This window comes from Mucilaginibacter lappiensis (assembly GCF_050433765.1).
Classification (GTDB): domain Bacteria; phylum Bacteroidota; class Bacteroidia; order Sphingobacteriales; family Sphingobacteriaceae; genus Mucilaginibacter; species Mucilaginibacter lappiensis_A.
The window spans coordinates 36,394-62,151 of record NZ_JBNPWP010000009.1 but is presented as its reverse complement, the minus strand read 5'-3'; the positions used below and the strand labels follow the sequence as shown (position 1 = coordinate 62,151).

Sequence of the window (25,758 nt, the reverse complement as noted above, 5' to 3'; positions counted from 1 at the left end):
ATGAACAAGAACAACCGTAAACAGGACGCCTTAAACTACCACTCACAAGGCCGCCCCGGAAAAATACAGGTAGTACCTACCAAACCAACCAATTCGCAACGTGACCTAACCATGGCGTATTCGCCGGGTGTTGCCGAGCCTTGCCTGCGCATTGCCGATAATGTGGAGGATGTGTATAAATATACAGCTAAAGGTAATCTGGTGGCTGTTATTAGCAACGGAACAGCCGTATTGGGCTTAGGTAATATTGGCCCCGAGGCCAGTAAACCGGTGATGGAAGGAAAAGGCCTGCTGTTTAAAATTTATGCCGATATTGATGTTTTTGACCTGGAAGTAAATGCTAAAAGCGTTGATGAATTTGTAGCTATTGTAAAAGCGCTTGAACCTACTTTTGGCGGCGTAAATCTGGAGGATATATCGGCTCCAACCTGTTTCGAGATCGAGCGCAGGCTTAAAGCCGAAATGAATATTCCGGTGATGCACGATGACCAGCATGGAACTGCTATCATATCGGGAGCTGCTTTAATGAACGCTTGCGAAATACAGGGCAAAAAGCTGGATAAAATAAAAATGGTAGTTAATGGCGCAGGTGCCGCCGCGGTATCATGCTCAAAAATGTACCTGTCATTGGGGGTTAAGCAGGAGAACCTGGTGATGTTTGATATTAATGGCTTAATAACTCCTGAGCGTACTGACCTTGATGACATCAGGATGGAATTTGCCACCACCCGCACCGATATAAAAACATTGGCCGACGCGATGAAAAATGCAGATGTTTTTGTTGGTCTTTCGGCTGGTAATGTGGTTACACCTGATATGCTGAAGTCGATGGCTAAAAAGCCTGTTGTATTTGCTATGGCCAATCCCGAGCCAGAGATCACCTATGATCTGGCCATAAAAGCCCGTGAGGATATCATTATGGCAACCGGCCGGTCTGATTATCCTAACCAGGTAAACAACGTATTAGGTTTCCCTTATATTTTCAGGGGCGCGCTTGATGTGCGTGCTACCGCCATTAATGAGGAAATGAAGATAGCCGCCATTCACGCTATTGCGGAAATGGCCAAAAAGCCTGTTCCCGAAGCGGTAAACCTGGCTTATAATATCACCAATCTGAAATTTGGGAAAGATTATATCATCCCCAAACCAATGGATCAAAGGTTGATCACCGAAGTATCAGCAGCGGTTGCTAAAGCGGCTATTGATTCGGGTGTGGCCCGTAAGGTAATTACCGACTGGGAGGCTTATCATGAAGAATTAAGATCAAGGTTAGGCACCAATGATAAACTGTTGCGTAATCTTACCAATAAAGCCAAGCAAAGCCCTAAACGTGTGGTTTTTGCCGAGGCTGATAATTATAAAATTTTAAGGTCGGCCCAAATTGTAAAGGAAGAGGGTATAGCCACGCCTATTTTGCTGGGCAATATTGATAGGATAAAGCAAATCATGCGCGAGAATGATCTTGACCTGGATGATGTACAGATCATAGACCCGCGCGAGGGTTGCGAAAATATGGAAGAATACGCCGAGTATTTGTACAAAAAACGCCAGCGCAGGGGAATCACTTTATTTGAGGCGAAGAAACTATTGATAGATCGTAATTACTACGGCGCCTGCATGGTTCAGTTTGGCAGGGCCGATGCGCTGATATCAGGCTTAACCAAAAATTATGTAACTACTATTAAACCCGCGTTGCAAATTATTGGTACCGAAGAAGGTGTGAACCGGGTGGCTGGTATGTATATGATGATCACGGAAAAGGGACCTGTGTTTTTTGGTGATACTACCGTAAATGAAAACCCAACAGTACAGGAATTGGTTGATATTACCGTACTTATTGAGCGTTCTGTTAAACAATTTAATATAGCCCCAAGGGTAGCATTGCTTTCCTACTCTAACTTTGGCTCAAACGAAGGGCCTATACCTGAAAAAACGCGGGAAACTGTAAGGGTGCTGCATAAGCAATACCCCGATATGGTAGTAGATGGTGATATGCAGGCCAACTTTGCCCTAAACTCTGATCTGCTGGCTGATAATTTTCCGTTTTCAACCTTGAACGGAAAACCCGCCAATACATTGATATTCCCAAATCTGGAGTCGGGAAATATTGCCTACAAACTGTTGCAGGAAATTGGTGGCGCCGAAGCCGTAGGGCCTATATTATTAGGTCTGAAAAAACCGGTTCACGTGTTACAATTGGGAAGTTCGGTTCGGGAAATTGTAAACATGGTAACTATAGCGGTTGTTGATGCGCAGGCAAAAGCCGATGCCCATAAATCAACGGGGATTTTTAGTAAATTTAAAGGAAAATAAATATATAGTATCAAGTAGTTAGTATCAAGTATCAAGATTTTTGAAAGTCCTATTTTTATAAATAGATGCAGCTGTCTTGATACTTGATACTAACTACTTGATACTTTCAAATTAAAATAATATGTACGATTATATAAGTGGCAAGCTTGTATTCAAAAGCCCCTCGCATGTAGTTATAGACGCCGGAGGCATAGGCTATCACATAAATATATCGTTAAACACGTATTCCAGGCTGGCCGAAGTAGAAAACTGTAAACTATTTATTTGGCAGCACGTAAAAGAGGATGCGCTTACTTTATATGGTTTTGCCGATGATGGTGAGCGCCGCTTGTTCTTACACCTGGTATCCATATCTGGCATAGGGCCCAATACAGGACGAATGATGTTATCGTCAATAACCCCTGCCGAAATACAAGCAGCTATTGTTAGCGGCAATGTTGCTTTAATACAACGCATAAAAGGAATTGGCCCCAAATCGGCACAGCGTATAATACTGGAGCTGCAGGACAAATTGCGCAAGGAAGGCCCGGATACTTTAACTGTTGTGCCTATAAGCAAAACAGTTAAGGACGAAGCGCTTTCGGCACTTGTCATGCTCGGTTTTGCGCGTAATACGGCCGAAAAAGTATTGGATCAGGAATTGAATAAAAATAATGGAGAATTAACAGTTGAGCAACTCATAAAGTTTGCTTTAAAAACTCTATAATTACGTATAAATTTCTACTTGACCTTTGATAAGAATATTTACTTATAATATTATTATAAGTGTGTTGTTCATTTTGGCATTTGGGGGGCTGGGCAGTGTGTATGCACAACAACGCGTTCCGGGTGGTAAAAGAGATACGACACAGGTAAGCGCACCCGTAAATCTGACCGAGCCTAAAAGCGTTAGGATAAGGGAAGGTATTTTTGATCCGGACCCTCCCAACATGGTGCGTACAGTTGAATATGACGCAGCCTCAAACCGATATATATTATACGAACGGGTTGGTAATTTATTATACCGGCCGCCACAATACCTAACCTTTGCTCAATACCTAAAACTTAAACAAAAATCAAATCAACGCACCTACTATCAACAACTGGCAGATAATTATGCCTATGACTCACAACAGCCAGGGTTTATACCAGCCATAAAAGTAAGGAGCAGAACCTTTGAACAAATATTTGGCGGTCAAACAATTGATATAAGACCGCAAGGATCGGCCGAGATGATATTGGCCGGTCAGATAAATCAAAACCAAAACCCACTATTCAATACGCGGCAACGCAGCCAGTTTAATTTTAATTTTGACCAGAAGATACAGCTTAATGTAACCGGAAACATAGGCGATAAATTAAAAATAACAACCAATTATAATACCGACGCCCAGTTTCAGTTCGAGAACCAGATAAAACTTGATTACACAGGATCGCCGGATGAGATCATTCAGAAGGTAGAGGCAGGTACCGTTAGTATGCCTTTAAATACTACATTGATAACAGGCAGTCAGGCACTTTTTGGTTTAAAAACCAAACTGAAGTTTGGACGGTTGGATGTAACCAGTATTTTGTCGCAACAGCGGTCGCAATCAAAAACCATTACCATAACCAATGGTTCGCAACAGGGTGAGTTCAGGCTTACCCCGGCCGAATATGAAGCTAACAAGCACTTCTTTTTATCGCAGTATTTCCGTAATAATTATAATAGAGCGCTGGCTAATATCCCCATCATCAGCTCAAACGTAAATATTACAAAAATTGAGGTTTGGACAACTAATCGCACCAACGTTACCACCGACTCAAGAGATATACTTGCATTTTTAGATCTTGGTGAAAACGCCCCTTACAATAGAACACTATTACAGGGAGGCCCAGGTTTTAGTGCATTACCGGCGGGTTTTAAAGGTCCGGGATTTGCACAACAATCAAACTCCTTATTAAATAATTTACCTGCCGATGCCCGCTCAACCAACTCTAACGCGGCAGCCAATTACTTTCAAAGCACTGGCAATACTGATAATTATTCAAAGCTTACCTATGCCCGCAAGCTTACTGATAAAGAATTTACGCTGCACCCACAGCTTGGATATATATCACTCAATTACCCGTTAAATAATGACGAGGTACTGGCGGTGGCTTATCAGTATACCATTAATGGCGTACAGTACCAGGTGGGTGAATTTAGCAGCGATGTAGCTGTTGACCCCAATACCCCCAAGGTACTATTTGTAAAATTGCTGAAGAATGAATTGCTGAAAACCAATTTGCCCAGCTGGGATCTGATGATGAAAAACATCTACTCGCTGGGAGCTTTCCAGGTTAGCCCTACTGATTTTAAATTAACCGTTACACGGCTTGATGATAAATCAGGTATTGAAAAAACAGTGATGGAGGAGGGGCAGAACATCAAAGGCAAACTTTGGTTGCAAATAACCGGACTGGATAATTTAAATCAGCAGAGTGATAAACAGCCTGATGGCTATTTCGACTTTTTAGAGGGGGTAACCATTGATTCGCAAAACGGGCGCATTGTTTTCCCGGTACTGGAACCCTTTGGATCTGATCTGGCCAAAAAATTTACGGCCGGCGAGCAGGACCTTACCAAGCGGTACGTTTATCAGCCTTTGTATGATTCAACCAAAACCATAGCGCAGCAATACTTCCCTAATTTAAACCGGTATTTAATAAAAGGTACCTATACTTCAACGGGAGGATCAGAGTATCAGCTTAACGCGGTGAATATACCTCAGGGCTCCGTAAATGTAACTGCCGGCTCTTTAAAACTGCAGGAAGGTAATGATTATACGGTTGATTATAATGCCGGCCGTATCCGCATATTGAACCAGGCTTTGCTCTCTTCGGGCCAACCCATTACGGTTAAGCTGGAAAACAATGAGCTGTTTGGTGTTCAACAAAAATCGCTATACGGTTCAAGGTTTGATTATCATGTTAATGATAAGCTGGCCTTGGGTGCTACCATTATGCATTTAACAGAGCAACCCCTCACCCAAAACGAGGTAGCGGGCGATGAATCCATCTCCAATACCATATGGGGTTTTGATGCTAATTACAGTTCAGAATCAAGATTGCTTACCCGGCTGGTTGATAAAATCCCTTTTATCCACACCAAGGTCCCTTCGTCAATCAACTTTTCGGGCGAGTTTGCGCAATTGTTACCAGGCAGCCCCGGCGCCCTAAACTTTGCCGGATCAAAAAATGGCACTTCATATCTTGACGATTTTGAGAACAGCCAATCAATCATTGATGTAAAAAGTGCAAACAGCTGGCAAATATCCGGTACACCACAGCTTTTTCCAGAATCAGGTACATTTAATGACCTGAGTTATGGGTACAACCGTGCCCGGCTTGCATTTTATAATATCGACCCTATATTTTATACCAATGTAGGCACTGTCGCGGTTTCACGTGCCGAACTTTCAAACCATTATGTAAGGCAGGTAATTGAGCAGGAGGTATTTCCATACAAACAATCATCAACAGGGCAGCAGCTAAGCCTGGCCACATTGAATATGGCCTTTTATCCAACAGTACGCGGGCCATATAATTATGCAACTACAGGCATTAATAACGATGGTACCCTGCAAAATCCAAGAACACGCTGGGGAGGTATGTTCAGGAAACTGGAGACCAATGATTTTGAATCATTAAATGTAGCCTATATCGAATTTTGGGTGCTTGATCCTTTTATATACAAACCAAATTCGCCCGGTGGCGATCTGTATTTTAACCTGGGCAGCGTATCTGAAGATATATTAAAAGACGGACGTAAAAGCCTGGAGAATGGCCTGCCCGTTAATGGCGACCTGACACAGGTGGATGAAACAAATTGGGGACGGGTATCAAAATTGCAGCCGGTAATAAACGCTTTTGATAATAATCCCGATTCGCGCAAACTGCAGGATGTAGGTTTGGATGGTTTAAATGATGCCGATGAGAAAACCAAATTTGCGCCCATAGTTCAGCAGGTAAGCGGTCAGTTAAGCGGCCAGGCGGCTACTAATTTTGCAGCAGATCCATCATCGGATGATTATCAGTATTACCAGGGGCGGGCACTTGACCAGGCCAAAGCCAGTATTTTGGATAGGTACAGTAAATACAATGGTACAGATGGCAATTCAAAAACGGCCGAACAATCGCAGGCGGAATTAGGGATCCAAAATTCGGCCTCCACATCACTGCCCGATGGTGAGGATATTAACCGCGACAATAACATGAGCCAGGAGGATTCATACTTTCAATACAAAGTATCCATGCGCCCCGGTGATATGATAGTAGGGCAAAATTATATCAGCGATAAAGTTACCGCTTCGGTGAAACTGGCCAATGGTACCACACAAATGGTTAACTGGTACCAGTTTAGGATACCTATAACCGATTATCAAAGTAAAGTAGGTAACATCCAGGATTTTAAAGCCATACGTTTTATGCGTATGTTCATGACCAATTTTGCCGATACCGCGATATTGCGTTTTGCAACGCTGCAACTGGTGCGTGGGGAATGGCGTACGTTTAATACCGAAAAAAATCCGCTTAATGTAATTGCCGATCCGGCTATTCCAAATCCGCCGCTTGATAATTCAACCCTTGATGTACAGGCTGTAAACATTGAGCAAAATGGTAACCGTACACCAATACCTTATGTGGTGCCGCCAGGCATTCAGCGTCAGCGTAATTATAATAACCTGCAAACCGATACCAAATTAAATGAGCAATCCCTTTCGTTAGATGTTAAAAGCTTGAGGGATGGTTATTCCAGAGCTGCTTTTAAAACCTTTTATAATGATCTGCGCTCCTACAAGCGCCTGCAAATGTTTGTACATGCCGAAGGCGAGCAGCTAAAAGATAATGATCTGAATGCTTTTGTACGCTTAGGTGTTGATTACCAGGACAACTATTATGAATTTCAGGTGCCTTTAAAAGTTACCCAGCCCGGCACCCGTGATCCTGATGCCATATGGCCGGCGGTAAACGCGATTGACCTGGAGCTGGACCTGCTTACACGGGCAAAACTCAAGCGTAACCACTCCAATGTGCCTTATACTGATGTATTTAAATATGTGGAGGGTAATAATGTTGTATATATTAAGGGCCAGCCCGATTTGAGTCGCCTGCGTACCATTATGTTGGGGGTGCGGAATCCTTATAAGGGAGATTCGCAATCAAACCTTGACGATGGGCTGGATAAAACCGGTATTGTTTGGTTTGATGAGATGCGCTTAACTGATTTTGACCAGCGGGGTGGTTGGGCTGCAACTGCAAGGGTTGATGCCAAGCTTGCTGATTTTGCTGATATTACCGTATCGGGCAGTAAAACTACTATCGGTTTTGGGACGCTTGATTCCAGACTGAATGACAGGAGCCGGAGTGATGACCAAACCTATGATGTATCGGCAAATCTGGAACTCGGGAAATTCTTTCCTGATAAAACCGGCATCCATATACCGGCGTATGTAAATTTGTCGTCCCAAAAAAGTATGCCCCAGTATGATCCTGGGTCACCCGATGTAGAACTTAAACAATCGCTCGCCGCCGCAACCAGCAGCCAGGAGCGCGATTCAATAAGAAATGCCGCTGTTGATTATACCATACGGAAAAGCTACAATTTTACCAACGTACATAAAGCCAAAACCGATCCTAACGCTACAAACCATATCTGGGATGTTGAAAACCTGAATGCCTCCTACGCCTATACCGAATATACGCACCATGATTTTGTGACGCAAAGCGACCTGGAAAAAACATATCACTTAACCCTTGCTTATAATTATACAAATCAGCCAAAATATTATAGTCCGTTTGCCAAGATTATCAAGAGTAATATGCTGGCCCTATTCCGTGATATCAACTTTAGTATATTGCCTTCGCGGCTCAATTTTAGTATCAACTTTGATCGTTTTTACTCAGAGAACACGCTGAGAGATAATGACCCGAATAATTTTATCCCCATACCAACCACCACATTCAATAAATATTTTAACATTACCAGGGTTTATGGTATTGGATGGAACCTCTCAAAATCACTACAGCTGGATATTGACGCTACCAATTTGTCGGTAGTTGATGAACCTGCAGGTCGCATTAACGGGTTAAAGCGTGATACCCTTTGGGATAACCTTAAAAAACTTGGCCGTACTACAAACTATAACCATACCATCAACCTAAACTATACGGTACCGCTTAATAAAATACCGGGTATGGACTGGGCGGCGGTTGTAACCCGCTACAGTGCCCACTTTAACTGGCAAACGCAGCCCTTATTTGCCATAAATGATCCATCATATGATGTGGGTAACAGTATCCAAAATTCAAGGGCCATACAAGTAAACCCTACCTTTAACATGGAGGCGCTTTATAATAAGTTTCCATTTATACGCAAGGCTAATAATCCAAATACAAAGGGTAGCGCCAGTAAGTTCTTTATAGGACTGTTAACCAGCGTTAAAAACCTGAGTGGAACTTATACCCGAACGCAGGGTACGTTTTTACCAGGATATCTTCCGCAATCCGGCTTTTTTGGGTCTGATGCAAATTATGGCGCTCCCGGATTAGGGTTTTTACTGGGCAGCCAAACTGATATACGTGTCAAAGCTGTAGCTAACGGCTGGATCACTAAAGATACCCTGCAGAATCAGCTGTATGTGACCACGCTTAATGAGGATATGCACTTCAGGGGTATCATAGAGCCCGTTAAGGGCCTTCGTATTGAGTTGTTAGCCTTTAAAACACAGGATCATAATTATCAGGCTAATTTTAAATACCTCGAATCAACCAACAGTATTGAAACTTTAAGTCCGGTAACTACGGGTAATTACAGCATATCTTTTTTAACCATTGGCACGGCATTTAAAAAATCAACGGGAATCAATAATACGTCGCCGGTATACCAGAAACTATTAGATAGCCGTACGGTGATATCACAAAAACTGGGTGCCCTTAATCCAAATTCATCTGGCAGTACTGATGGTTACGCCGATGGTTACGGGCCAAATTCGCAGAATGTACTGGTGCCCGCTTTTTTGGCGGCGTATACGGGTAAAAACGCATCGGGCAGCAGCCTTACCCAATTCCCGGTTATTCCAATACCAAACTGGCAGGTAACTTATAATGGCCTAAGCAAGTTGCCCTTCTTACAGGATGTTTTTGATTCCTTTGATCTGAGCCACGGATACCGGTCATCCTATAACGTAAACGGATTTACCACATTGTTGCAATACCAGGAGGCCCGCGGTGCAGCCAGTTCAAGGGATTTAAACAATGACTTTCTGCCATTATACCAGTTTTCGCAGGTAACTATTTTTGAACAGTTTGTACCGTTACTGGGTGCCAGCATCCGGTTTAAGAACAGCATGACCACTAATATTGAGTACCGGCAAAGCCGCTCATTGAGTTTGAGCTTGCTGAATAGTCAGCTGGCACAGCAAAACGAAAGAATAATTGTATTTGGATTTGGCTATCATACCAAAAATTTCCATTTTCCATTTGGCTGGTTTAGCGGGCCCGGCAAGGATAACGATGTTAATTTTAAACTTGACTTTTCGCTGCGCGATGATAAAACATTAATATACCGTGCTGATGTGGAAGCTGCCGAAATATCATCCGGGGCTCAAAATATCACGGTACGCCCATCAATTGATTATGTGATTAATCAGCGCTTTAATCTGAACCTGTTTTACGATTCAAATATCACCAGGCCATACACTTCGCAAACCTTTAATACCGCGTTTACTAACTTCGGTATCAATCTGAAATTGTTATTGCAATAAAAATTATATTATTTATATGGAAGATTTTAAAATTACCAGCTCAATAGATCTGAAAACATACTACAAGATTTGTTTGAGGACATATTTTAAAAATAGATCGCTAATGATAATTCTTATACCGTTTGTTTTTACACAAGTTATATTATTTACAAGTGGGCCGGTTGGCTGGAACGATGAGATTTGGTTAATTAGCTTTTTTGCGGGTATTTATTGTATAATGCCGATTCTCATGTATTGGGGTTGTAAAAATCAAATGGAAAGAACGCCCTATTTTAAGGAAAAATTGCAATATATTATTAATGAAGATAACATTGAAATTGCAGGTGATTCATTTACTAATAAGAGCAACTGGCAATATGTAAATATGCTTACGGAACGGGAAAAATATTTTCTGATGTATAATTTAAACAGGACTATTTATTACTTGCCTAAGGATGGTTTTGAATCAAAAGAAGCGGCTGCCAATTTTAAAAACATGGTAAAAGAAAAAGGAATTAAGTTTTCCTATAATTAACAATTCACTGTTTCTTCTGTTCTTTTTCAAGTTTGCGTTCGGCCCTTCGCTTTTTTCGTTCAGCTTTTTTAACGAGCCTTTCATGTTTGTTTATATTGTGCTCCTCAATCCGGTCTTTTGTTTCCTGTTGTTTTTTTGCATCCAGGCCCACGCATGGCTTTAAGCCCTCCAACAGGGTTTTCCACATCGTTTTAAAAAAAGGAGAATCTTTAGGGCGGAGATAGGTAACTGTAGCAGACCGGGGTGTTTCGCCAACATTATCAGGGTTGTTATGCTTAATAATAAACAGGTTGGCGTATATCGACATCAATGATTTTTTCTTCAGGCGGTCATTCGCGGTATCGGCCTGAAATATGTTTACTTTCAAATCATTATATAAAAAGCCTACACTGCCTTTAAATACTTTGCTGTTGGCCTGTATATCGAAATTAAACCGCTTAATAGTGCCCGAAGTAGTTTTAACCATAGCCAGTGGCATTATAGCCGGATTAAGAACCTGCATATCCATAGCACCCAGGGTTCCTTTATAAGTAAACGCAGCATTCTTATCGGTTAAATTAAAAGCGAACTGTACATCAAGTCTGCCGCGATTCATAAAATAAGTGGTAAGCTGTACGGCTGTAACATTATTTTTTGCAATAGCGGCCTCATTGGTAGTAACATTATAAAAGTGGCCGCTGGTATTATTAAAGGTGATGGTACCGGTTTTATTTGATTTTTTATTAAGCTCAGAGTATTCCACGTTTATATGGTGTACGCGTAGGGTATCAATTGTCAAATCTGCGCCTATTTTATGGATCATTACATTCGGGAAGGTAATGACCTTATCAATGGCCGGGTTTTTTATTTTATTGGGGTTGGTAAACACCCGGATAGCCCCCGTATTTAATATCAGGCTTGATGCCGTTAACCGCCGGTATTTATGATAGCTCAAAAAATCAAAATTATTAAGCTGTAACGAATCGATATTCAGGCCAAAACGATCGCTTTGACTTTTGTTAAAAAATACATTTGTTTTGGCAGGTTGAAGCTGCAATCCAATAACGTTTAATTGGGATGTCAGGGTGGAAAGCTTAAGGTATTTTACTTTGTATGCGTAAAGCCCGCTTGGTGTTTTACCGGTATAGTTGTTCAGTTCGGTTACAATATCTTTGCAATAAAGCAAGCGCGACCTGTCTGTTTGCGTTGCCGAATCAATCAGCAGGTCGGTAGCGTTCAGGTTCATCTCCTTTAATTCGGATATGGCTACTTTATTGCCCGAGTAATCCTGGTATTTAAATTTTACATCGTTAAGGTAAATATGCCCAATATGAATGGAACGCAGGCTTTTTGAAATTTTTTGCCAGGCAGTCCGGTGGTCTTTTACAACAGTGTCCTTCGTATGGTTAAGCTGGTAACTGATATTTACTTCTGGTGTGTTTAAAACTACCTGCCCTATATTTAGCTTGTGCCTAAAATATAAGCCAAACGGGTGCACATGCTGTAATATAAGCCGTTTTACATGCAGCTCAACCAGGTTATTAGGAGCCAGGCGTTGTTTCTTTTTTTGGTTATAAACCGCAGTATCGGGTTTTAGGCTAAAATTATAGATCACTATTTTGCCCTGTAATACGTGAAGTTCGGCATCAGAAAAATCAACTTTATATAGGCTATCACTGCTTGTTAAAACTACATCGCGCACCTTGTTAGCTAAAATAGGCGACCAATACTGGTTAACAACTAAAGCCAGGAGCAAAATTGCAATTACAGGTATCAACACAAATTTAAATACTATTCTTTGCCACCTTTGCTTCAAAAATTTAAGCTTCATTTACCGGTTTTCTTTTATGATTGTATTATTTTTTGCTGTTTGGCTACCTTTTTTAGCACCCTTTTTATGTTATTTTATCTAAAACGTATTTTATATAAATATTGTTATTCTTACTTAGCCGGTCATTAACGGTCATTGATATGTTGCCATGCGGCTTACATGTATCAATGCGGAATATAACAATAAACTTTGATTTGTTAAATACTGCCAATATGTCATTCAGGTATTTAAATTTTGTGTATTTTTGCAAACTAATTTTTTAATAAATGATGGATTTGGTAATTCCGGATAAGATACATGATGAGAGCAGGCAGGGTGAAGCTTTGGTTTTAGAGCCCGCAGCCGGTAAAAACAATGGCCGTAAACTTTATATTGAAAGCTATGGTTGTGCCATGAATTTTTCTGACAGTGAGATAGTTGCATCAATTTTATTGGAACAAGGTTTTGAAACCACTGCCGATTATAGTGTAGCCGATGTTATTTTTATAAATACCTGCTCTATTCGCGAAAATGCGGAGCAAAGAGTGCGTAACCGCCTGAAAGAGTTTACGGTTGCCAAGGTAAAAAAACCGGGATTAGTGGTAGGCGTATTAGGTTGCATGGCCGAGCGCTTAAAATCAAAATTTTTAGAAGAAGAAAAGCTGGTTGATGTAGTTGTTGGTCCGGATGCTTACCGCGACCTGCCTAATTTGATAGACCAGGTAGATAGCGGCCAAAAAGCGGTGAATGTGTTACTATCACGTGAGGAAACTTATGCCGATATAAGTCCGGTACGCTTAAATAGCAACGGCATTAATGCATTTGTATCCATCATGCGTGGATGCGACAATATGTGCTCATTTTGCGTAGTACCTTTTACCCGTGGTCGTGAGCGCAGCCGCGATCCGCAATCAATTGTTGCCGAGTGTACGGATCTGTTCAATAAAGGCTATCGTGAGGTTACTTTGCTGGGGCAGAATGTGGATTCATATAAATGGAAAGCGGGTTCTGAGTCTGAAGGTCCAAGTTCTGAGTCAGAAACCAACCCAGGCGACAACACTACCAACTTTGCTAACTTATTAGAGCTTGTTGCCCTAGTTAACCCTGAGTTGCGGGTTCGTTTTTCAACTTCGCATCCAAAGGATATTACTGACGAAGTGCTGCATACCATCAACAAGTACGAAAATATTTGTAATTATATCCACTTGCCGGTACAATCAGGCAATAGCCGTATACTGGAAATGATGAACCGTACTTATGATCGTGATTGGTACATTAACAGGATCGACGCCATTCGCCGTATTATTACTGATTGCGCCATATCAACAGATGTGATCACCGGGTTTTGTACCGAAACAGATGAAGAGCATAACGACACTGTAACTATGATGGATTACGTAAAGTACGATTTTGCCTACATGTTTAAATACAGCGAAAGACCAGGTACGTTAGCCGCCAAACGTTATGCTGATGATATACCGGAAGAAATAAAACAAAACCGCTTACAGCAAATTGTGGCCAAGCAGCAGGAGTATTCTTTTTACCGTATGCAGGCTCGTATTGGCAAGGTTGAAAAAGTACTGATAGAAGGGTATTCAAAAAAATCAGATAAAGACTATTGTGGCCGCAGCGATCAAAACGCCATGGTGATATTCCCGGTTGGCGAAAATTATAAACCAGGCCAGTACGTAAATGTATTGATAGAACGCAGCACATCGGCTACTTTGATAGGGAAGGTAGTTTAGCCCCCCGACCCCCTAAAGGGGGAGGGATCAGTTAAACGACTATAATATAAAATTAAAAACCTAAAATTCCCCCTTTAGGGGGTTAGGGGGCTTATGGATATACAAGAAATAAAACAGCGCTTCGGGATCATTGGCAATTCGCCTTTGCTTAACCGGGCCATAAATATTGCCAATCAGGTGGCACCTACAGATATTTCTGTATTAATTACCGGCGAAAGCGGTAGTGGGAAGGAAGTGTTTTCGCACATTATACATCAAATGAGCCCGCGTAAACATGGGCCATTTATTGCCGTAAACTGTGGCGCTATTCCTGAAGGTACCATTGATTCAGAATTATTCGGGCACGAAAAAGGTGCCTATACCGGTGCTGTTGGCGAGCGTAAAGGATATTTTGAAACCGTAAACGGCGGTACCATATTTTTAGATGAAATAGCCGAAATGCCTTTGGGTACCCAGGCACGTTTGCTGCGGGTACTTGAATCTGGCCAGTATATCAAAGTAGGTTCATCAAAAGTCGAGAAAACAAACGTTCGTGTTATAGCGGCTACCAATGTTGATGTATATGAAGCTGTAAAAAGCGGTAAGTTCAGGGAAGATCTTTACTATCGTTTAAATACTGTTCCGCTACGGATACCACCCATGCGCGACAGGAAAGAGGATATTTACCTGCTTTTCAGGAAATTCACTTCTGATTTTACCGATAAATACCGTACGCCACCCATTCAGCTTGATGAAGAGGCACAACAGGTATTAATTAATTATTCGTGGCCGGGTAATGTAAGGCAGCTTAAAAACATGGCCGAGCAACTGGCCGTTCTGGAGCGCGACCGCATTATAACAGCACAAACCCTGCTTACTTACATTCCGCATGAAACAAGCAACCGTAATTTGCCCATGCGCCTGGATAACCAGCCTAAAGAGGATTTTTCTGAGCGGGATATTTTGTATAAAGTGCTGTTTGATATGAAACGCGACATGGTTGAATTAAAAAAACTGGTGGCGGATATTATTGAACACGGTGGTGTGGCGGCTAATTATAGTAATCATTCACAAACACTTAATCAATTATATCGCGATATTGAGCTCCCGGGAAATCCCGAAGCGCAATTTACCTTACAACAGCCCGTTAATACGAGTAATAGCAGCAATAACAACAGTAATGATTCGTATAATATAACACACGAGGCCGAGGAGGTTGAAGAATCTCTTTCTTTGATTGAAAAAGAATCGGACCTGATACGTAAAGCATTAAAAAAACACAAAGGAAAGCGAAAGCTGGCTGCTAACGAACTGGGCATATCAGAGAGAACGTTATACAGGAAAATAAAGGAATTAAACTTATAGGCTAAATGAAAAAATTACTGGGGATCATTATTGTTAGTTCGCTAAGTTTAATGTTATCATCATGCTATACGCTCAAAAATTCATCCATCCCACCGGCTTTAAAAACCATTGATGTACAATTTTTTGAAAATAATGCACCGCTTGTAGTGAATAACCTGAGCCAAACATTTACCGAAGCTTTAAAAAACAGGATCCGGTCACAAAGCCGGTTAAGCATTACACGTAATGAAAGTGATGCCACCATGTCGGGCAGTATTGTGGGTTATACTATAGCACCAGTTTCTATTGAAGCGGTAGCCAGTAATGTGGCACCTATTGCCGACGCGAACAGGCTAACTATAACGGTGAAGGTTAAATTTGTTTACGAAGCGGATAAAAAGATTAATTTTGAGCAAAATTTTCCCGGATTCGTTAATTTTAGGGGAGATATTGGATCACAGGAACAAAACCTGATAAAAACAATAGTTGATCAGATAACTGAAGATGTTTTTAACAAAGCCTTTTCTAATTGGCAATAACTGAAGATGTTTTTAACAAAGCCTTTTCTAATTGGTAGGCAATTCGTACTTTCAACCACGTGAATCAAAATTTGAATAGCAGGCAGAACGAAATATTATTGGAATTGTTGGCCAATCCGGCCAATACCGGGCAACTGTATAGCCATGATCTGGAGCAGCTGGTTGATGAATTTCCACAAAGTGGCATACTACGTGCCATGCTTGCACATGCCGGTAAAGGCAGTACACTAAAACATGCTGCTGCTTATTTTGATCCGCACTTATTACACAAGCTTATTAATGATGCGGATAGCCTCGCGGTAGTATCATCAGCTCAAATTGCCGGGCATCTTAAGGATACAGCTAACAATCACTTTCAGGATAGTACGCCAGCCGGCGAAAATTACTTTAATATAGGACCATTTGCCGAAACTGGTTTAACAAAGGAAACAGAAACATCTGTAAGTGATGAGCAGGAGGTTAATGCCCATGAAACTGAAACAGCACCCCAGACCAGCGTTGACCTGGAAACACCTCCTTCAGTTACTGAAACCGAACAGGTATCAATAATAACCGAGCCGGAAGTAATTGAGGCGCATATAACAGCGGAGCAGCAGGATGAGCTATTGGCACAAGAGGATAAAACTCCGGAAAATAAAGATACCGATACTTCTTTAGCCGCGGTACAACAGCCAAATGAAGGTATTGAAGATGAAGTATACGACGAAATTGTAGGTATTGAAAACATCAGTTTTCCTGGGCACGAAGATGAATCAAAAACTGAGGCGGCGGTTAAGGATGAAAAATCCTGGGCCGATGAGTCTGGCTTTAACCTTGAATCGGAAAAGTGGATCATTGGCAGCATAGCTGGCAGCGATTACTTTACGTTTGATAACTCCATAGCTGATCAAAAAAATAATGGCCAGGTCGAAAATATAGAAACAGTGTCTCCTATGCCTGAACCTGCTATTGCCAGTGAAGAGCATGTTACAGCAGATACAGAGAACCACCAGGATGTATCAAAGTATAATGACGAAAAAATGCCTTATACTTTTATGTGGTGGCTTGATAAAACCCGTAAGGAGTATGCCGCAACTTATCAGCCTTATTCAAGTCCGCCGCCAGTGGCGCCGGTACAGGCACAGGCTGGTGAACTTAAAGAGCAGGCTGCCGATGCGTTGCAACAACAGTATTTTGAAAACATTTTCCATGTAAAATCGCTGGAAGAGCTTGAAAAAACGCCGATACCGGATGTGCCTGAAATAAAACGGAAAGAAGATGTTATTATTGAAAAGTTTATACAGGAAGAGCCGCAGATACGGCCACCGGCAATGGATAAGCTTGATAACGAAAACAAAGCCAAAAAAAGTTCGGAAGACAGGAACGATCTGGTAAGCGAAACCCTGGCCCAAATATATGCCGACCAAATGCTATACCATAAGGCAATTGCCACATATAAAAAATTGATGTTGAAATTCCCGGAAAAAAGCCGTTACTTTGCAAGCCAAATTGAACAGTTAGAAAAGAAAACAAATTAATATAAAGAAATGTATTTAGTTTTAATTATCCTTACCATTATCATTTGCATCCTTTTAGGGCTTATCGTATTGATCCAAAACCCTAAAGGTGGCGGTTTGGCATCAAATTTTTCAAGCTCATCACAGTTGATGGGTGTTCAAAAAACCGGCGACTTTTTAGAAAAAGGTACCTGGGTACTGGCTATAGGTGTAATGGTTTTATCACTGGCAATTAATGTAGCTGTAAAAGGCGGAGCATCAAGTAGTGATAACCCTGCCCTGCGCGATCAGATTGAGAAAGCCTCAAAACCAACAGCGCCGGCAAGTGCACCACTTGGTTTACCTACTGCACCGCCGCCAGCAACTAAACCTGCTGATAAGCCTGCTAAATAATTATACGTTAAAAAAATATAAAAAGGCTTTGGAGACTTTCCAAAGCCTTTTTTGCTGAATACCTCCGACTGACATGATGGCACTGGAAGGTTAAAATATTGTTAAGCCTAAAAAACGAAATAACCTTTAGCTGACATTACAACAGTTTTGCTGTCAATAAATGCCATTGTGTTTGCTTGGCATAATTGATGAGGAATTGCAGTCGAAACTTAAATAAAATAAACAGATATAACTATGTCATTAAACATTAAACCAATCGGCGACAGGGTTGTAGTGGAAGCTGCAGCAGCCGAAGAGAAGACCGCTTCGGGAATTATTATCCCGGATACCGCTAAAGAAAAACCTCAGCGTGGAACTATTGTTGCCGTAGGCGACGGTAAAGTAGATGAGCCTTTAACTGTAAAAGTTGGTGACCAGGTTTTATATGGAAAATACGCAGGTACCGAAATTACTTATGAAGGTAAAGAGTATTTAATTATGCGCGAATCTGACGTTTACGCGATTCTGTAAATCCAATTAGTGAATTATTGAAGGATTGAGTTATTGATTCTTTCTATTCAAATCAATAATTCTATAAATCATTAAATCGAAAATTAAAAAAACATGGCAAAACAAGTTAAATACAATGTTGAAGCACGCGACGCTCTAAAACGCGGTGTTGATATTTTAGCTAACGCAGTTAAAGTAACATTAGGCCCTAAAGGTCGTAACGTAATTATCGACAAGAAATTCGGTTCACCTATTATCACTAAAGATGGTGTAACTGTAGCTAAAGAAATCGAACTGAAAGATGCTTTAGAAAATATGGGTGCCCAAATGGTTAAAGAAGTTGCATCAAAAACTGCTGATATTGCAGGTGATGGTACTACTACTGCTACCGTTTTAGCCCAGGCTATTGTTACTGCTGGTATTAAAAACGTAGCAGCCGGTGCTAATCCAATGGATTTAAAACGTGGTATTGATAAAGCTGTTATAGTTGTTGTTGAGAACTTAAAATCACAATCACAAACTGTTGGCGAAGACAATAACAAAATAAAACAAGTAGCATCAATTTCTGCTAACAATGACGAGGTTATCGGTTCATTAATTGCAGAAGCTATGGCTAAAGTTGGTAAAGACGGTGTAATTACTGTTGAAGAAGCTAAAGGTACTGAAACCGAAGTTAAAACTGTTGAAGGTATGCAGTTTGACCGTGGTTACCTTTCTCCTTACTTTGTTACCAATGCTGATAAAATGGAAGTTGAATTGGAAAATCCTTACATCCTGATCTATGATAAAAAGATCTCTTCGATGAAAGAATTGCTTCCGATCCTTGAAAAACAAGTTCAAACCGGCAAACCATTATTGATCATTGCTGAAGACCTTGACGGCGAAGCTTTAGCTACTTTGGTAGTTAACAAGATCCGTGGTTCACTGAAAGTTGCTGCTGTTAAAGCTCCAGGTTTTGGCGACCGTCGTAAAGCTATGTTAGAGGATATCGCTATCCTTACCGGTGGTACATTAATTTCTGAAGAAAGAGGTTACAAATTAGAAAATGCTGACCTTTCTTACTTAGGTACTGCAGAGAAGATCCTGATCGACAAAGATAACACCACCATCATTAACGGTGCTGGTAAACCAGAAGAGATCAAAGGCCGTGTAAGCCAGATCAAATCTCAGATCGAATCAACTACATCTGATTATGACCGCGAAAAATTACAGGAACGTTTAGCCAAATTATCAGGCGGTGTTGCTGTATTGTACGTAGGTGCTGCTACAGAAGTTGAAATGAAAGAGAAAAAAGACCGTGTTGACGATGCTTTACATGCAACCCGCGCGGCTGTTGAAGAAGGTATTGTTGCAGGTGGTGGCGTTGCCTTCATCCGTGCGGTTGCTGCTTTAGCTGACCTTAAAGGTGATAACGAAGATGAAAATACTGGTATCCAGATCATCCGTCGTGCTATCGAAGAGCCTTTACGTCAGATCTGCGAAAACGCTGGTATTGAAGGTTCAATCGTAGTTCAAAAAGTTAAAGAAGGCACTGGTGACTTTGGTTACAATGCACGTACTGATAAATACGAAAACCTGATTGGTGCAGGCGTTATCGATCCAACTAAAGTTGGTCGTGTAGCACTGGAAAACGCAGCTTCAATTGCAGCTATGTTGTTAACAACAGAAGTTGTATTGGCTGACGATCCTGAAGATGCTCCAGCTGGCGGTCCACCAATGGGTGGCGGCGGTATGGGCGGTATGATGTAAGAGCCCCCCAGCCCCCTAAAGGGGGTGTACGAAATATACATAATATACAAATCCCTGTCTGGTTTTCCAGACAGGGATTTTGTTTTTATAGGCGGTTATAGTCATGTAAACGTAAACGGATAGTCATGAGTTAATCATTTGATTAATTTTTAACATTTGCTGTAGCGCTAATACCTATTTTTGCGTAACAATTTCTGAAAGCTTAGTTCTTTAGGCACAGGGTTTGAATACAAAACATTATCATGAAAAACATAGTTCAAAAAACAAAATTAGTGCATAGTACCATAGTTGATTGGTTGCTGATAAAAGGCCCTGAATTGTTCGTTACCATTTACGGTAAATAATAAATTTTTACCTTTGCTTTCATAATTTATGAAAGACAAGGATATTTACAAGGTAGAAGACTTTTACAAAGATTTCCACAACTGGCTAATTACTCACGGCCCTAAGTACATCGGTGGAATAATCATATTTTTTATTGGCCTTTGGGTAATAAGGTTTCTGCGGGCCCGGCTTCGTACCCGGATGCTCAAAAGAGGCATACATTCATCATTACAACCTTTCTTTTTAAGCCTTAGTATCACTACTCTTTATGTATTGCTGATTATTTGGGTAATGAATATTATTGGTTTGGAGATGACCATATTCACTACCATTATTGGTGCATTTAGCGTTGCGGCAGGTTTGGCTCTGTCAGGAACGTTCCAGAACTTTGCAGGTGGGGTACTTATCTTACTACTAAAACCTTTTGAACTTGACGACAGTATTATAGCCCAGGGACAGGATGGAAGGGTGACATCCATACAGATCTTTTATACTGTTTTGCTCACTGCCGATAACAAGACCGTAATTATTCCCAACGGTAAATTATTTAATGAGGTTATAGTTAATGTTACCCGCGAAGGTAAACGCCGCCTTGATTTTGAAGTGAAAGTAGGCTATGCCAATGATGTTGAAAAAGTAAGGGGGATTATCGAAACCGCGATAAACACCACCCCTAATTTGTTGAAAACACCAGCCTCAAAGGTGGGTATTAATAGTCTGGAGATCGACTCTATCAGATATATCATCAATGTATGGGTTCAGCCGGCCAATTTTTTAACAGCTAAAATGGCCCTACAGGAAAAGATCATAAAAGACCTTACAGCAGCGGATGTTAATTTTCCTAAGGCAGGATAGTTTTTATAGAGCCAGGAAATTTAGAGTCAGGAATCAAGAGATACACAACGCGTCATTGCGAGGTACGAAGCAATCTCTACATAGGCAGGTCAGTTATGCTTATTTATTCGCTCTGTACAGTTAGGGATTGCTTCGTACCTCGCAATGACGAGAGGGAGATGAGAGTCAAAAAGATCTCGACTCTTATCTCTTGGTTCTCCCTAAAGCTTCTGCTTAGCCTTAATTTCCAGGTAACGGTTTATTGTATTGATTGTAAGGTTTTGTGGCGCGCTTAAAATAGATTGTATGCCGTGTTTTGCCAGCTCTTTAACAATAAGCTTTTTATCATAAGCAAACTTTTCGGCAATAGTTTTTATGTAGATGCCCTCTACATCATCGGCAGGTTGTTCACTTAGTTTCTTCAATTCAGTGTTTTCAAAAAACACGACCAACAACAGGTGATATTTCGCTATCCTTTTCAGGAAGGGCAATTGTCTTTCTAACGCATTTAAGCTTTCGTAATTGGTAAAAAAAACAATCAGACTACGTTGTTTGATCACTTTGCGTATGGTGCTGTAAAGCAGCTCCATGTTGGTTTCCAGATACCTCGTTTTTTCTTTGTATAAAACCTCCAGTATCTTATTCAGATGTGCCGGACGCCGGTCTGCCGGTACTACGGCTCCTAATTTTTCTGATACCGTGATCAAGCCTGCTTTATCCTCTTTTAACAAAGCCACGTTTGATAGCACCAGGCTGGCATTTATGGCATAATCAAGCAGGCTTAAACCCTCAAAAGGCATTTTCATGGCCCTTGATTTATCAATTACACAATACACATGCTGCGATTTTTCGTCGGTATAGGAGTTTACCATTAAGTTGCTTTGCCTGGCTGTAGCTTTCCAGTTAATGGTGCGATAATCATCGCCGGCAACGTAGGTTTTTACCTGCTCAAATTCAAGGCTGTGCCCAATCCGCCGTATTTTTTTTATACCGATATCAGTTAAGCGGTTGGAGATAGCCATTAACTCATATTTACGCATCTGCAAAAAAGAGGGATACACCGGCAATGTTTTCGCCTGACTAAAATTATAACGCCGCCTGATTAACCCTAATGGCGATTTAGCATACACCCTGATATCGCCAAACTCGTATTCGCCGCGCTTGGTTGGCCGCAGTGTGTAATTAATTAGTTTACGCTCGCGGGGCTTTAAATTTGTTTTAAACCAAACATCGCGCTTTTGAAACTGGAAAGGGATCTCATCAATAATACCCACACTTATATTAAACGCGTACCAGTTTTCGATATATACACCCAGTTCATTATTATCGCTGTTGCTCAGCCGTTCAGGGGCATGTCGTTTGGCAAATACACCTTTTGAAGTTTTGTACAACATGATTATATCAATAATGATCAATACTACCAGTGCCCAAAATACCAGCTCAGGGATGATGCCCATCCACGGAAAAAAGAAAGACAATACAAACAATACCACGCTGCCGGCCAAACAGCTGAACAGGCGGTTAGTTAAAAAAAGGTTTCTATAAAACAGGCTGATAATATTTTTCACGCAGGTATATTATCGTGGTACTTCAATTTTCTGTATAATTTGCGCCACTACATCATCAGGGCTCACACCTTCCATTTCCTTATCGGGCGTAAGCATAATGCGGTGCCTTAAAACAGGCGCTGCTACATATATGATATCCTCGGGAGTAACAAAATCACGCCCTTTAATGGCGGCCAGGGCTTTTGCGGCATTGATCATAGCCAATGACGCTCGCGGCGAACCACCAAGATATAATGATTTATGGTTACGACTTTCGTAAATGATCTTAGCGGTAAATTCCAGTAGTTTGGCCTCCACGTGCAGGGCTCTTACCTGTTGGCGTAATTCAATAACATCAGTCGCCGACAGAACCGGTTGAACATGGCTCAACTGGTCGGTTGTTTTTTGCTGATGTTGCTGGGTTATAATGGCTATTTCTTCTTCAAGCGATGGATATTTGATCTCTATTTTAAATAGAAACCTATCCAACTGGGCCTCGGGCAGGCGATAGGTGCCTTCCTGCTCTATGGGGTTCTGGGTGGCCAGTACCGTAAAAGGCTCCTGCATTTTATAGGTATGCCCGTCAATAGTAACCTGGCGTTCTTCCATCACCTCAAACAAAGCAGATTGGGTTTTGGCAGGCGCGCGGTTAATTTCATCTATCAGTATGATGTTACCAAAAATAGGTCCCTGCTTAAACTCAAACTCCGTGCTTTTAGGATTAAATACCGACGTACCCAATATATCCGAAGGCATAAGGTCAGGAGTAAATTGAATACGTGAGTAACGGGCGTCAATAGCCTTTGAAATAAGCTTGGCGGTAAGCGTTTTGGCTACGCCTGGCACTCCCTCAATCAGTATATGCCCATCGGCCAATATACCGGCTATCAGCAGGTCGATAGATTCATGCTGACCTACAATAATTTTGGCAAGGGTTTGTTTAATTTGATCAACCGCGGTACTGAGTTTACTCAGATCGGTTCTTTGTTCAAAATTCTCATTTTCCATTATATCCGGATTGGCTGTAAAATTTTTCTATAAGTTTATTAAGGTTAATTAATTCCCAGTCGGTTACCTGTTGCTGAACGCTGATATAATTAATAGCATTAACAAGGTTAGTAGCAAGCTGACTGTCGATACCTGTTTTTTTAGATAGCGTATCTATAAATTCATGATCAAGCTTATTGGTTTTTAACCGGTAGTGGTTTCTGATGTGTTCTAAAAGAAAGAGCACTTTTTTGTGGGCAATATTAGCATTATTACGTTTTTCATAATAAACCTGACCCACAACGGTAACAAACTCCAAAGTTGAATTTTGTAAAGGTTCAATTACCGGGATGATGCGCTGGCGGCGTTTTACCTCGTAAATTATAAAAACTACCATACTGAAAAGACTCAGGTAATAAGCCCACTGCAAACTTGGATTGCTGAAAAATACGCGCAATGGCGATATATCCTCCGGGATATCGCCATTTTGATATTGATCCCAGTAAATATATTTAGCGCCAGGCATATAGGATAATGCTTTTTCGGCATAATCGCCACCTTGTTTGGTTAACAGGCTATAATTGGTAAAAACAGCAGGGGTAGCACAAAGGTACAGCGTGCCTTTACCAAATTTATAGCTTGAAAAAGTACAATGATCGGCATAGTTTTTACCTATAACCGTGGCCCTGGCAGTATCAAGCGAGGCAAAATATTGGTTTGCAACATCACGGTTAAAAACATAATTATTGGGTGCTTTTAACTGGCTGTTGGTAAAGTTGAGCGATACGTTTCTTTTAGCATATTCTGCACAGGTTTCAATTTTTAAAGAATCGGCCAGATGGCCCTGCCATTCAAAAGCCGACATGAACACCGAGTTGCCCGCCTTGATATATTTCAGCATTTCATCAAAATCAAACTTGTTGAGGCTTATTTTTTTTGCGATGATGATGTAGTTGCCCTGTTGCAGGTTATCGTTATGAAAAACATTATAAACCGATTTGTTAGTATTAACTACTTGTGCCCCGGGATATATTTGTTTTAACTGGTTATATAAAATATAGGTACCAAAGGGGATCTTATCATTTCGGTACAAGGTAGATTGCCAGTTAACCGGGCTGGGTTTATTGTATTGCGCCACCAGGTAACCTATCATTAACAAGCCGGCAATAGTGATATAGATTTTAAAATCTTTCATGCTATGTCCTTGTTAAAATCCTGGAACAATGTGTTTATATTTTTAAAAACAGGTGCATCAATGGTAAACTCGCCATACCATACGTATTCAAATTGCAGGGTGAGGGTTTTAAAAACCTTGCGTTGCTCCTGGTTGCTAAGTTCATTGATATAGGCACTGTTTGTTTTATCAATTTGCCATTTGATCAGCTCGGCATCGCTTAGTTGTTTTAAGCATCTTAAATAAAGCAACCGTACCGCCAAACGGTAGTTGTGCTGGGTTACGGCCTTTTCTATTTCACCGTCGAAGTTTATGTCATGTATGTTCTCCAATGATTCGGAGTAAGGCAAGTTAGCGGTCATTGACTTGCGTCTGAATATATGAAGCATATCTATCTCCACTAATTTAAGCACCAGGAAAACTACAGCTGCCAGCCCTGCTATAATAAAAAGATATTTTAAAAAATATATTATGGCTTTAAGGAACGGGCTTAGGTTATACTTGCCAAAATTTATTGGTTTAAACAGGCTCCAGAACCAGTTCCAGAAGCGGGTCCACCAGGATGGCGCTGTTTTTATATCATCTTTATATTGAAATTCGGGCAGTTTGCTATAAGCTTTTATAGCAGCGCTATCCAAATGGCGCACATTTACCTCAGTGCTATCCATTTTAAGCGTTAAAGGGTGCTTTACCGCTTTAGTCAGTTTAGGCGGGACAGCTCCGTTGCTTATATGAATAAATAGTGCAAAAATGATAGAAAACAGCAAGCGCGGCAT

General features: G+C 41.1%; 17 protein-coding genes. 12 read left to right on the top strand and 5 right to left on the bottom strand.

The genetic code is table 11. The features are described from left to right. The 4 genes from M2273_RS23120 (at position 1) to M2273_RS23105 (ending at position 10,593) form a co-directional block, all read left to right on the top strand. A complete protein-coding gene (locus M2273_RS23120; protein WP_429400151.1) occupies positions 1-2,313 on the top strand; it encodes an NADP-dependent malic enzyme in 2,313 nt (770 codons plus the stop codon). A gap of 121 nt (positions 2,314-2,434) precedes the next feature. Then, positions 2,435-3,019: a Holliday junction branch migration protein RuvA gene (gene ruvA, locus M2273_RS23115; RefSeq protein WP_429400150.1), complete on the top strand. Its 585-nt coding sequence runs from the start codon at positions 2,435-2,437 to the stop codon at positions 3,017-3,019. Between the two features lie 25 nt (positions 3,020-3,044). Beyond that, positions 3,045-10,079 carry a cell surface protein SprA gene (gene sprA / locus M2273_RS23110; protein WP_429400149.1) on the top strand — a complete coding sequence of 2,345 codons (7,035 nt, stop codon included), beginning with the start codon at positions 3,045-3,047 and terminating at the stop codon, positions 10,077-10,079. A 16-nt stretch (positions 10,080-10,095) separates the two neighbouring features. Beyond that, positions 10,096-10,593, top strand: coding sequence for a YcxB family protein (locus M2273_RS23105; protein WP_429400148.1), 498 nt, complete (start codon positions 10,096-10,098; stop codon positions 10,591-10,593). Positions 10,594-10,597: 4 nt separating this feature from the next. Here M2273_RS23105 and M2273_RS23100 read toward each other — a convergent pair whose 3' ends face one another. After that, positions 10,598-12,403 (bottom strand): hypothetical protein, encoded by a 1,806-nt coding sequence (locus M2273_RS23100; protein WP_429400147.1) that lies wholly within the window; start codon positions 12,401-12,403, stop codon positions 10,598-10,600. Positions 12,404-12,669: 266 nt separating this feature from the next. Between M2273_RS23100 and miaB the strand changes: the two genes are divergently transcribed. The 8 genes from miaB to M2273_RS23060 all read left to right on the top strand — a co-directional run bounded on the left by miaB (position 12,670) and on the right by M2273_RS23060 (position 21,295). Further along, complete coding sequence (gene miaB, locus M2273_RS23095; protein WP_429400146.1) at positions 12,670-14,127, top strand: tRNA (N6-isopentenyl adenosine(37)-C2)-methylthiotransferase MiaB; 1,458 nt, start codon at positions 12,670-12,672, stop codon at positions 14,125-14,127. A gap of 93 nt (positions 14,128-14,220) precedes the next feature. Then, positions 14,221-15,471: a sigma-54 interaction domain-containing protein gene (locus M2273_RS23090; protein ID WP_429400145.1), complete on the top strand. Its 1,251-nt coding sequence runs from the start codon at positions 14,221-14,223 to the stop codon at positions 15,469-15,471. Positions 15,472-15,476: 5 nt separating this feature from the next. Then, positions 15,477-15,989, top strand: coding sequence for an LptE family protein (locus tag M2273_RS23085; RefSeq protein ID WP_429400144.1), 513 nt, complete (start codon positions 15,477-15,479; stop codon positions 15,987-15,989). Between the two features lie 59 nt (positions 15,990-16,048). Beyond that, positions 16,049-17,506, top strand: a complete 1,458-nt coding sequence (locus M2273_RS23080) for a hypothetical protein (RefSeq protein WP_429400143.1) — start codon at positions 16,049-16,051, stop codon at positions 17,504-17,506. 9 nt (positions 17,507-17,515) lie between these two features. Next, entirely contained in the window at positions 17,516-17,878 is a 363-nt protein-coding gene (gene secG / locus M2273_RS23075) for a preprotein translocase subunit SecG (protein WP_429400142.1), read from the top strand. Between the two features lie 234 nt (positions 17,879-18,112). After that, positions 18,113-18,388: a co-chaperone GroES gene (gene groES / locus M2273_RS23070; RefSeq protein ID WP_183564502.1), complete on the top strand. Its 276-nt coding sequence runs from the start codon at positions 18,113-18,115 to the stop codon at positions 18,386-18,388. A 93-nt stretch (positions 18,389-18,481) separates the two neighbouring features. Further along, positions 18,482-20,116, top strand: coding sequence for a chaperonin GroEL (groL, locus tag M2273_RS23065; protein ID WP_429400141.1), 1,635 nt, complete (start codon positions 18,482-18,484; stop codon positions 20,114-20,116). A 372-nt stretch (positions 20,117-20,488) separates the two neighbouring features. Beyond that, positions 20,489-21,295, top strand: a complete 807-nt coding sequence (locus M2273_RS23060; protein ID WP_429400140.1) for a mechanosensitive ion channel family protein — start codon at positions 20,489-20,491, stop codon at positions 21,293-21,295. 200 nt (positions 21,296-21,495) lie between these two features. On the opposite strand, the gene M2273_RS23055 is transcribed toward M2273_RS23060, so the two are convergent. Genes M2273_RS23055 through M2273_RS23040 form a run of 4 tightly spaced genes read right to left on the bottom strand, consistent with a single transcriptional unit; the run spans position 21,496 to position 25,758 of the window. Further along, complete coding sequence (locus M2273_RS23055) at positions 21,496-22,842, bottom strand: DUF58 domain-containing protein (protein ID WP_429400139.1); 1,347 nt, start codon at positions 22,840-22,842, stop codon at positions 21,496-21,498. Between the two features lie 9 nt (positions 22,843-22,851). Further along, positions 22,852-23,829 carry an AAA family ATPase gene (locus tag M2273_RS23050; RefSeq protein ID WP_429400138.1) on the bottom strand — a complete coding sequence of 326 codons (978 nt, stop codon included), beginning with the start codon at positions 23,827-23,829 and terminating at the stop codon, positions 22,852-22,854. Further along, positions 23,819-25,003: a DUF4350 domain-containing protein gene (locus M2273_RS23045; protein ID WP_429400137.1), complete on the bottom strand. Its 1,185-nt coding sequence runs from the start codon at positions 25,001-25,003 to the stop codon at positions 23,819-23,821. Before M2273_RS23045 ends, M2273_RS23050 begins: the two co-directional genes overlap by 11 nt. Next, positions 25,000-25,758 (bottom strand): DUF4129 domain-containing protein, encoded by a 759-nt coding sequence (locus tag M2273_RS23040; protein WP_429400136.1) that lies wholly within the window; start codon positions 25,756-25,758, stop codon positions 25,000-25,002. The genes M2273_RS23045 and M2273_RS23040 overlap by 4 nt, the downstream gene beginning before the upstream one ends.

What these genes read in the sequence shown, in the direction of transcription:
- ruvA (WP_429400150.1), top strand. Translation starts at nt 2,435, where the DNA reads ATGTACGATTATATAAGTGGCAAGCTTGTATTCAAAAGCCCCTCGCAT.
- M2273_RS23090 (WP_429400145.1), top strand. Translation starts at nt 14,221, where the DNA reads ATGGATATACAAGAAATAAAACAGCGCTTCGGGATCATTGGCAATTCG.
- M2273_RS23105 (WP_429400148.1), top strand. Translation starts at nt 10,096, where the DNA reads ATGGAAGATTTTAAAATTACCAGCTCAATAGATCTGAAAACATACTAC.
- miaB (WP_429400146.1), top strand. Translation starts at nt 12,670, where the DNA reads ATGATGGATTTGGTAATTCCGGATAAGATACATGATGAGAGCAGGCAG.
- M2273_RS23120 (WP_429400151.1), top strand. Translation starts at nt 1, where the DNA reads ATGAACAAGAACAACCGTAAACAGGACGCCTTAAACTACCACTCACAA.
- secG (WP_429400142.1), top strand. Translation starts at nt 17,516, where the DNA reads ATGTATTTAGTTTTAATTATCCTTACCATTATCATTTGCATCCTTTTA.
- M2273_RS23050 (WP_429400138.1), bottom strand. Translation starts at nt 23,829, where the DNA reads ATGGAAAATGAGAATTTTGAACAAAGAACCGATCTGAGTAAACTCAGT.
- M2273_RS23040 (WP_429400136.1), bottom strand. Translation starts at nt 25,758, where the DNA reads ATGCCGCGCTTGCTGTTTTCTATCATTTTTGCACTATTTATTCATATA.
- M2273_RS23085 (WP_429400144.1), top strand. Translation starts at nt 15,477, where the DNA reads ATGAAAAAATTACTGGGGATCATTATTGTTAGTTCGCTAAGTTTAATG.
- M2273_RS23060 (WP_429400140.1), top strand. Translation starts at nt 20,489, where the DNA reads ATGAAAGACAAGGATATTTACAAGGTAGAAGACTTTTACAAAGATTTC.
- M2273_RS23045 (WP_429400137.1), bottom strand. Translation starts at nt 25,003, where the DNA reads ATGAAAGATTTTAAAATCTATATCACTATTGCCGGCTTGTTAATGATA.
- groL (WP_429400141.1), top strand. Translation starts at nt 18,482, where the DNA reads ATGGCAAAACAAGTTAAATACAATGTTGAAGCACGCGACGCTCTAAAA.
- groES (WP_183564502.1), top strand. Translation starts at nt 18,113, where the DNA reads ATGTCATTAAACATTAAACCAATCGGCGACAGGGTTGTAGTGGAAGCT.
- M2273_RS23100 (WP_429400147.1), bottom strand. Translation starts at nt 12,403, where the DNA reads ATGAAGCTTAAATTTTTGAAGCAAAGGTGGCAAAGAATAGTATTTAAA.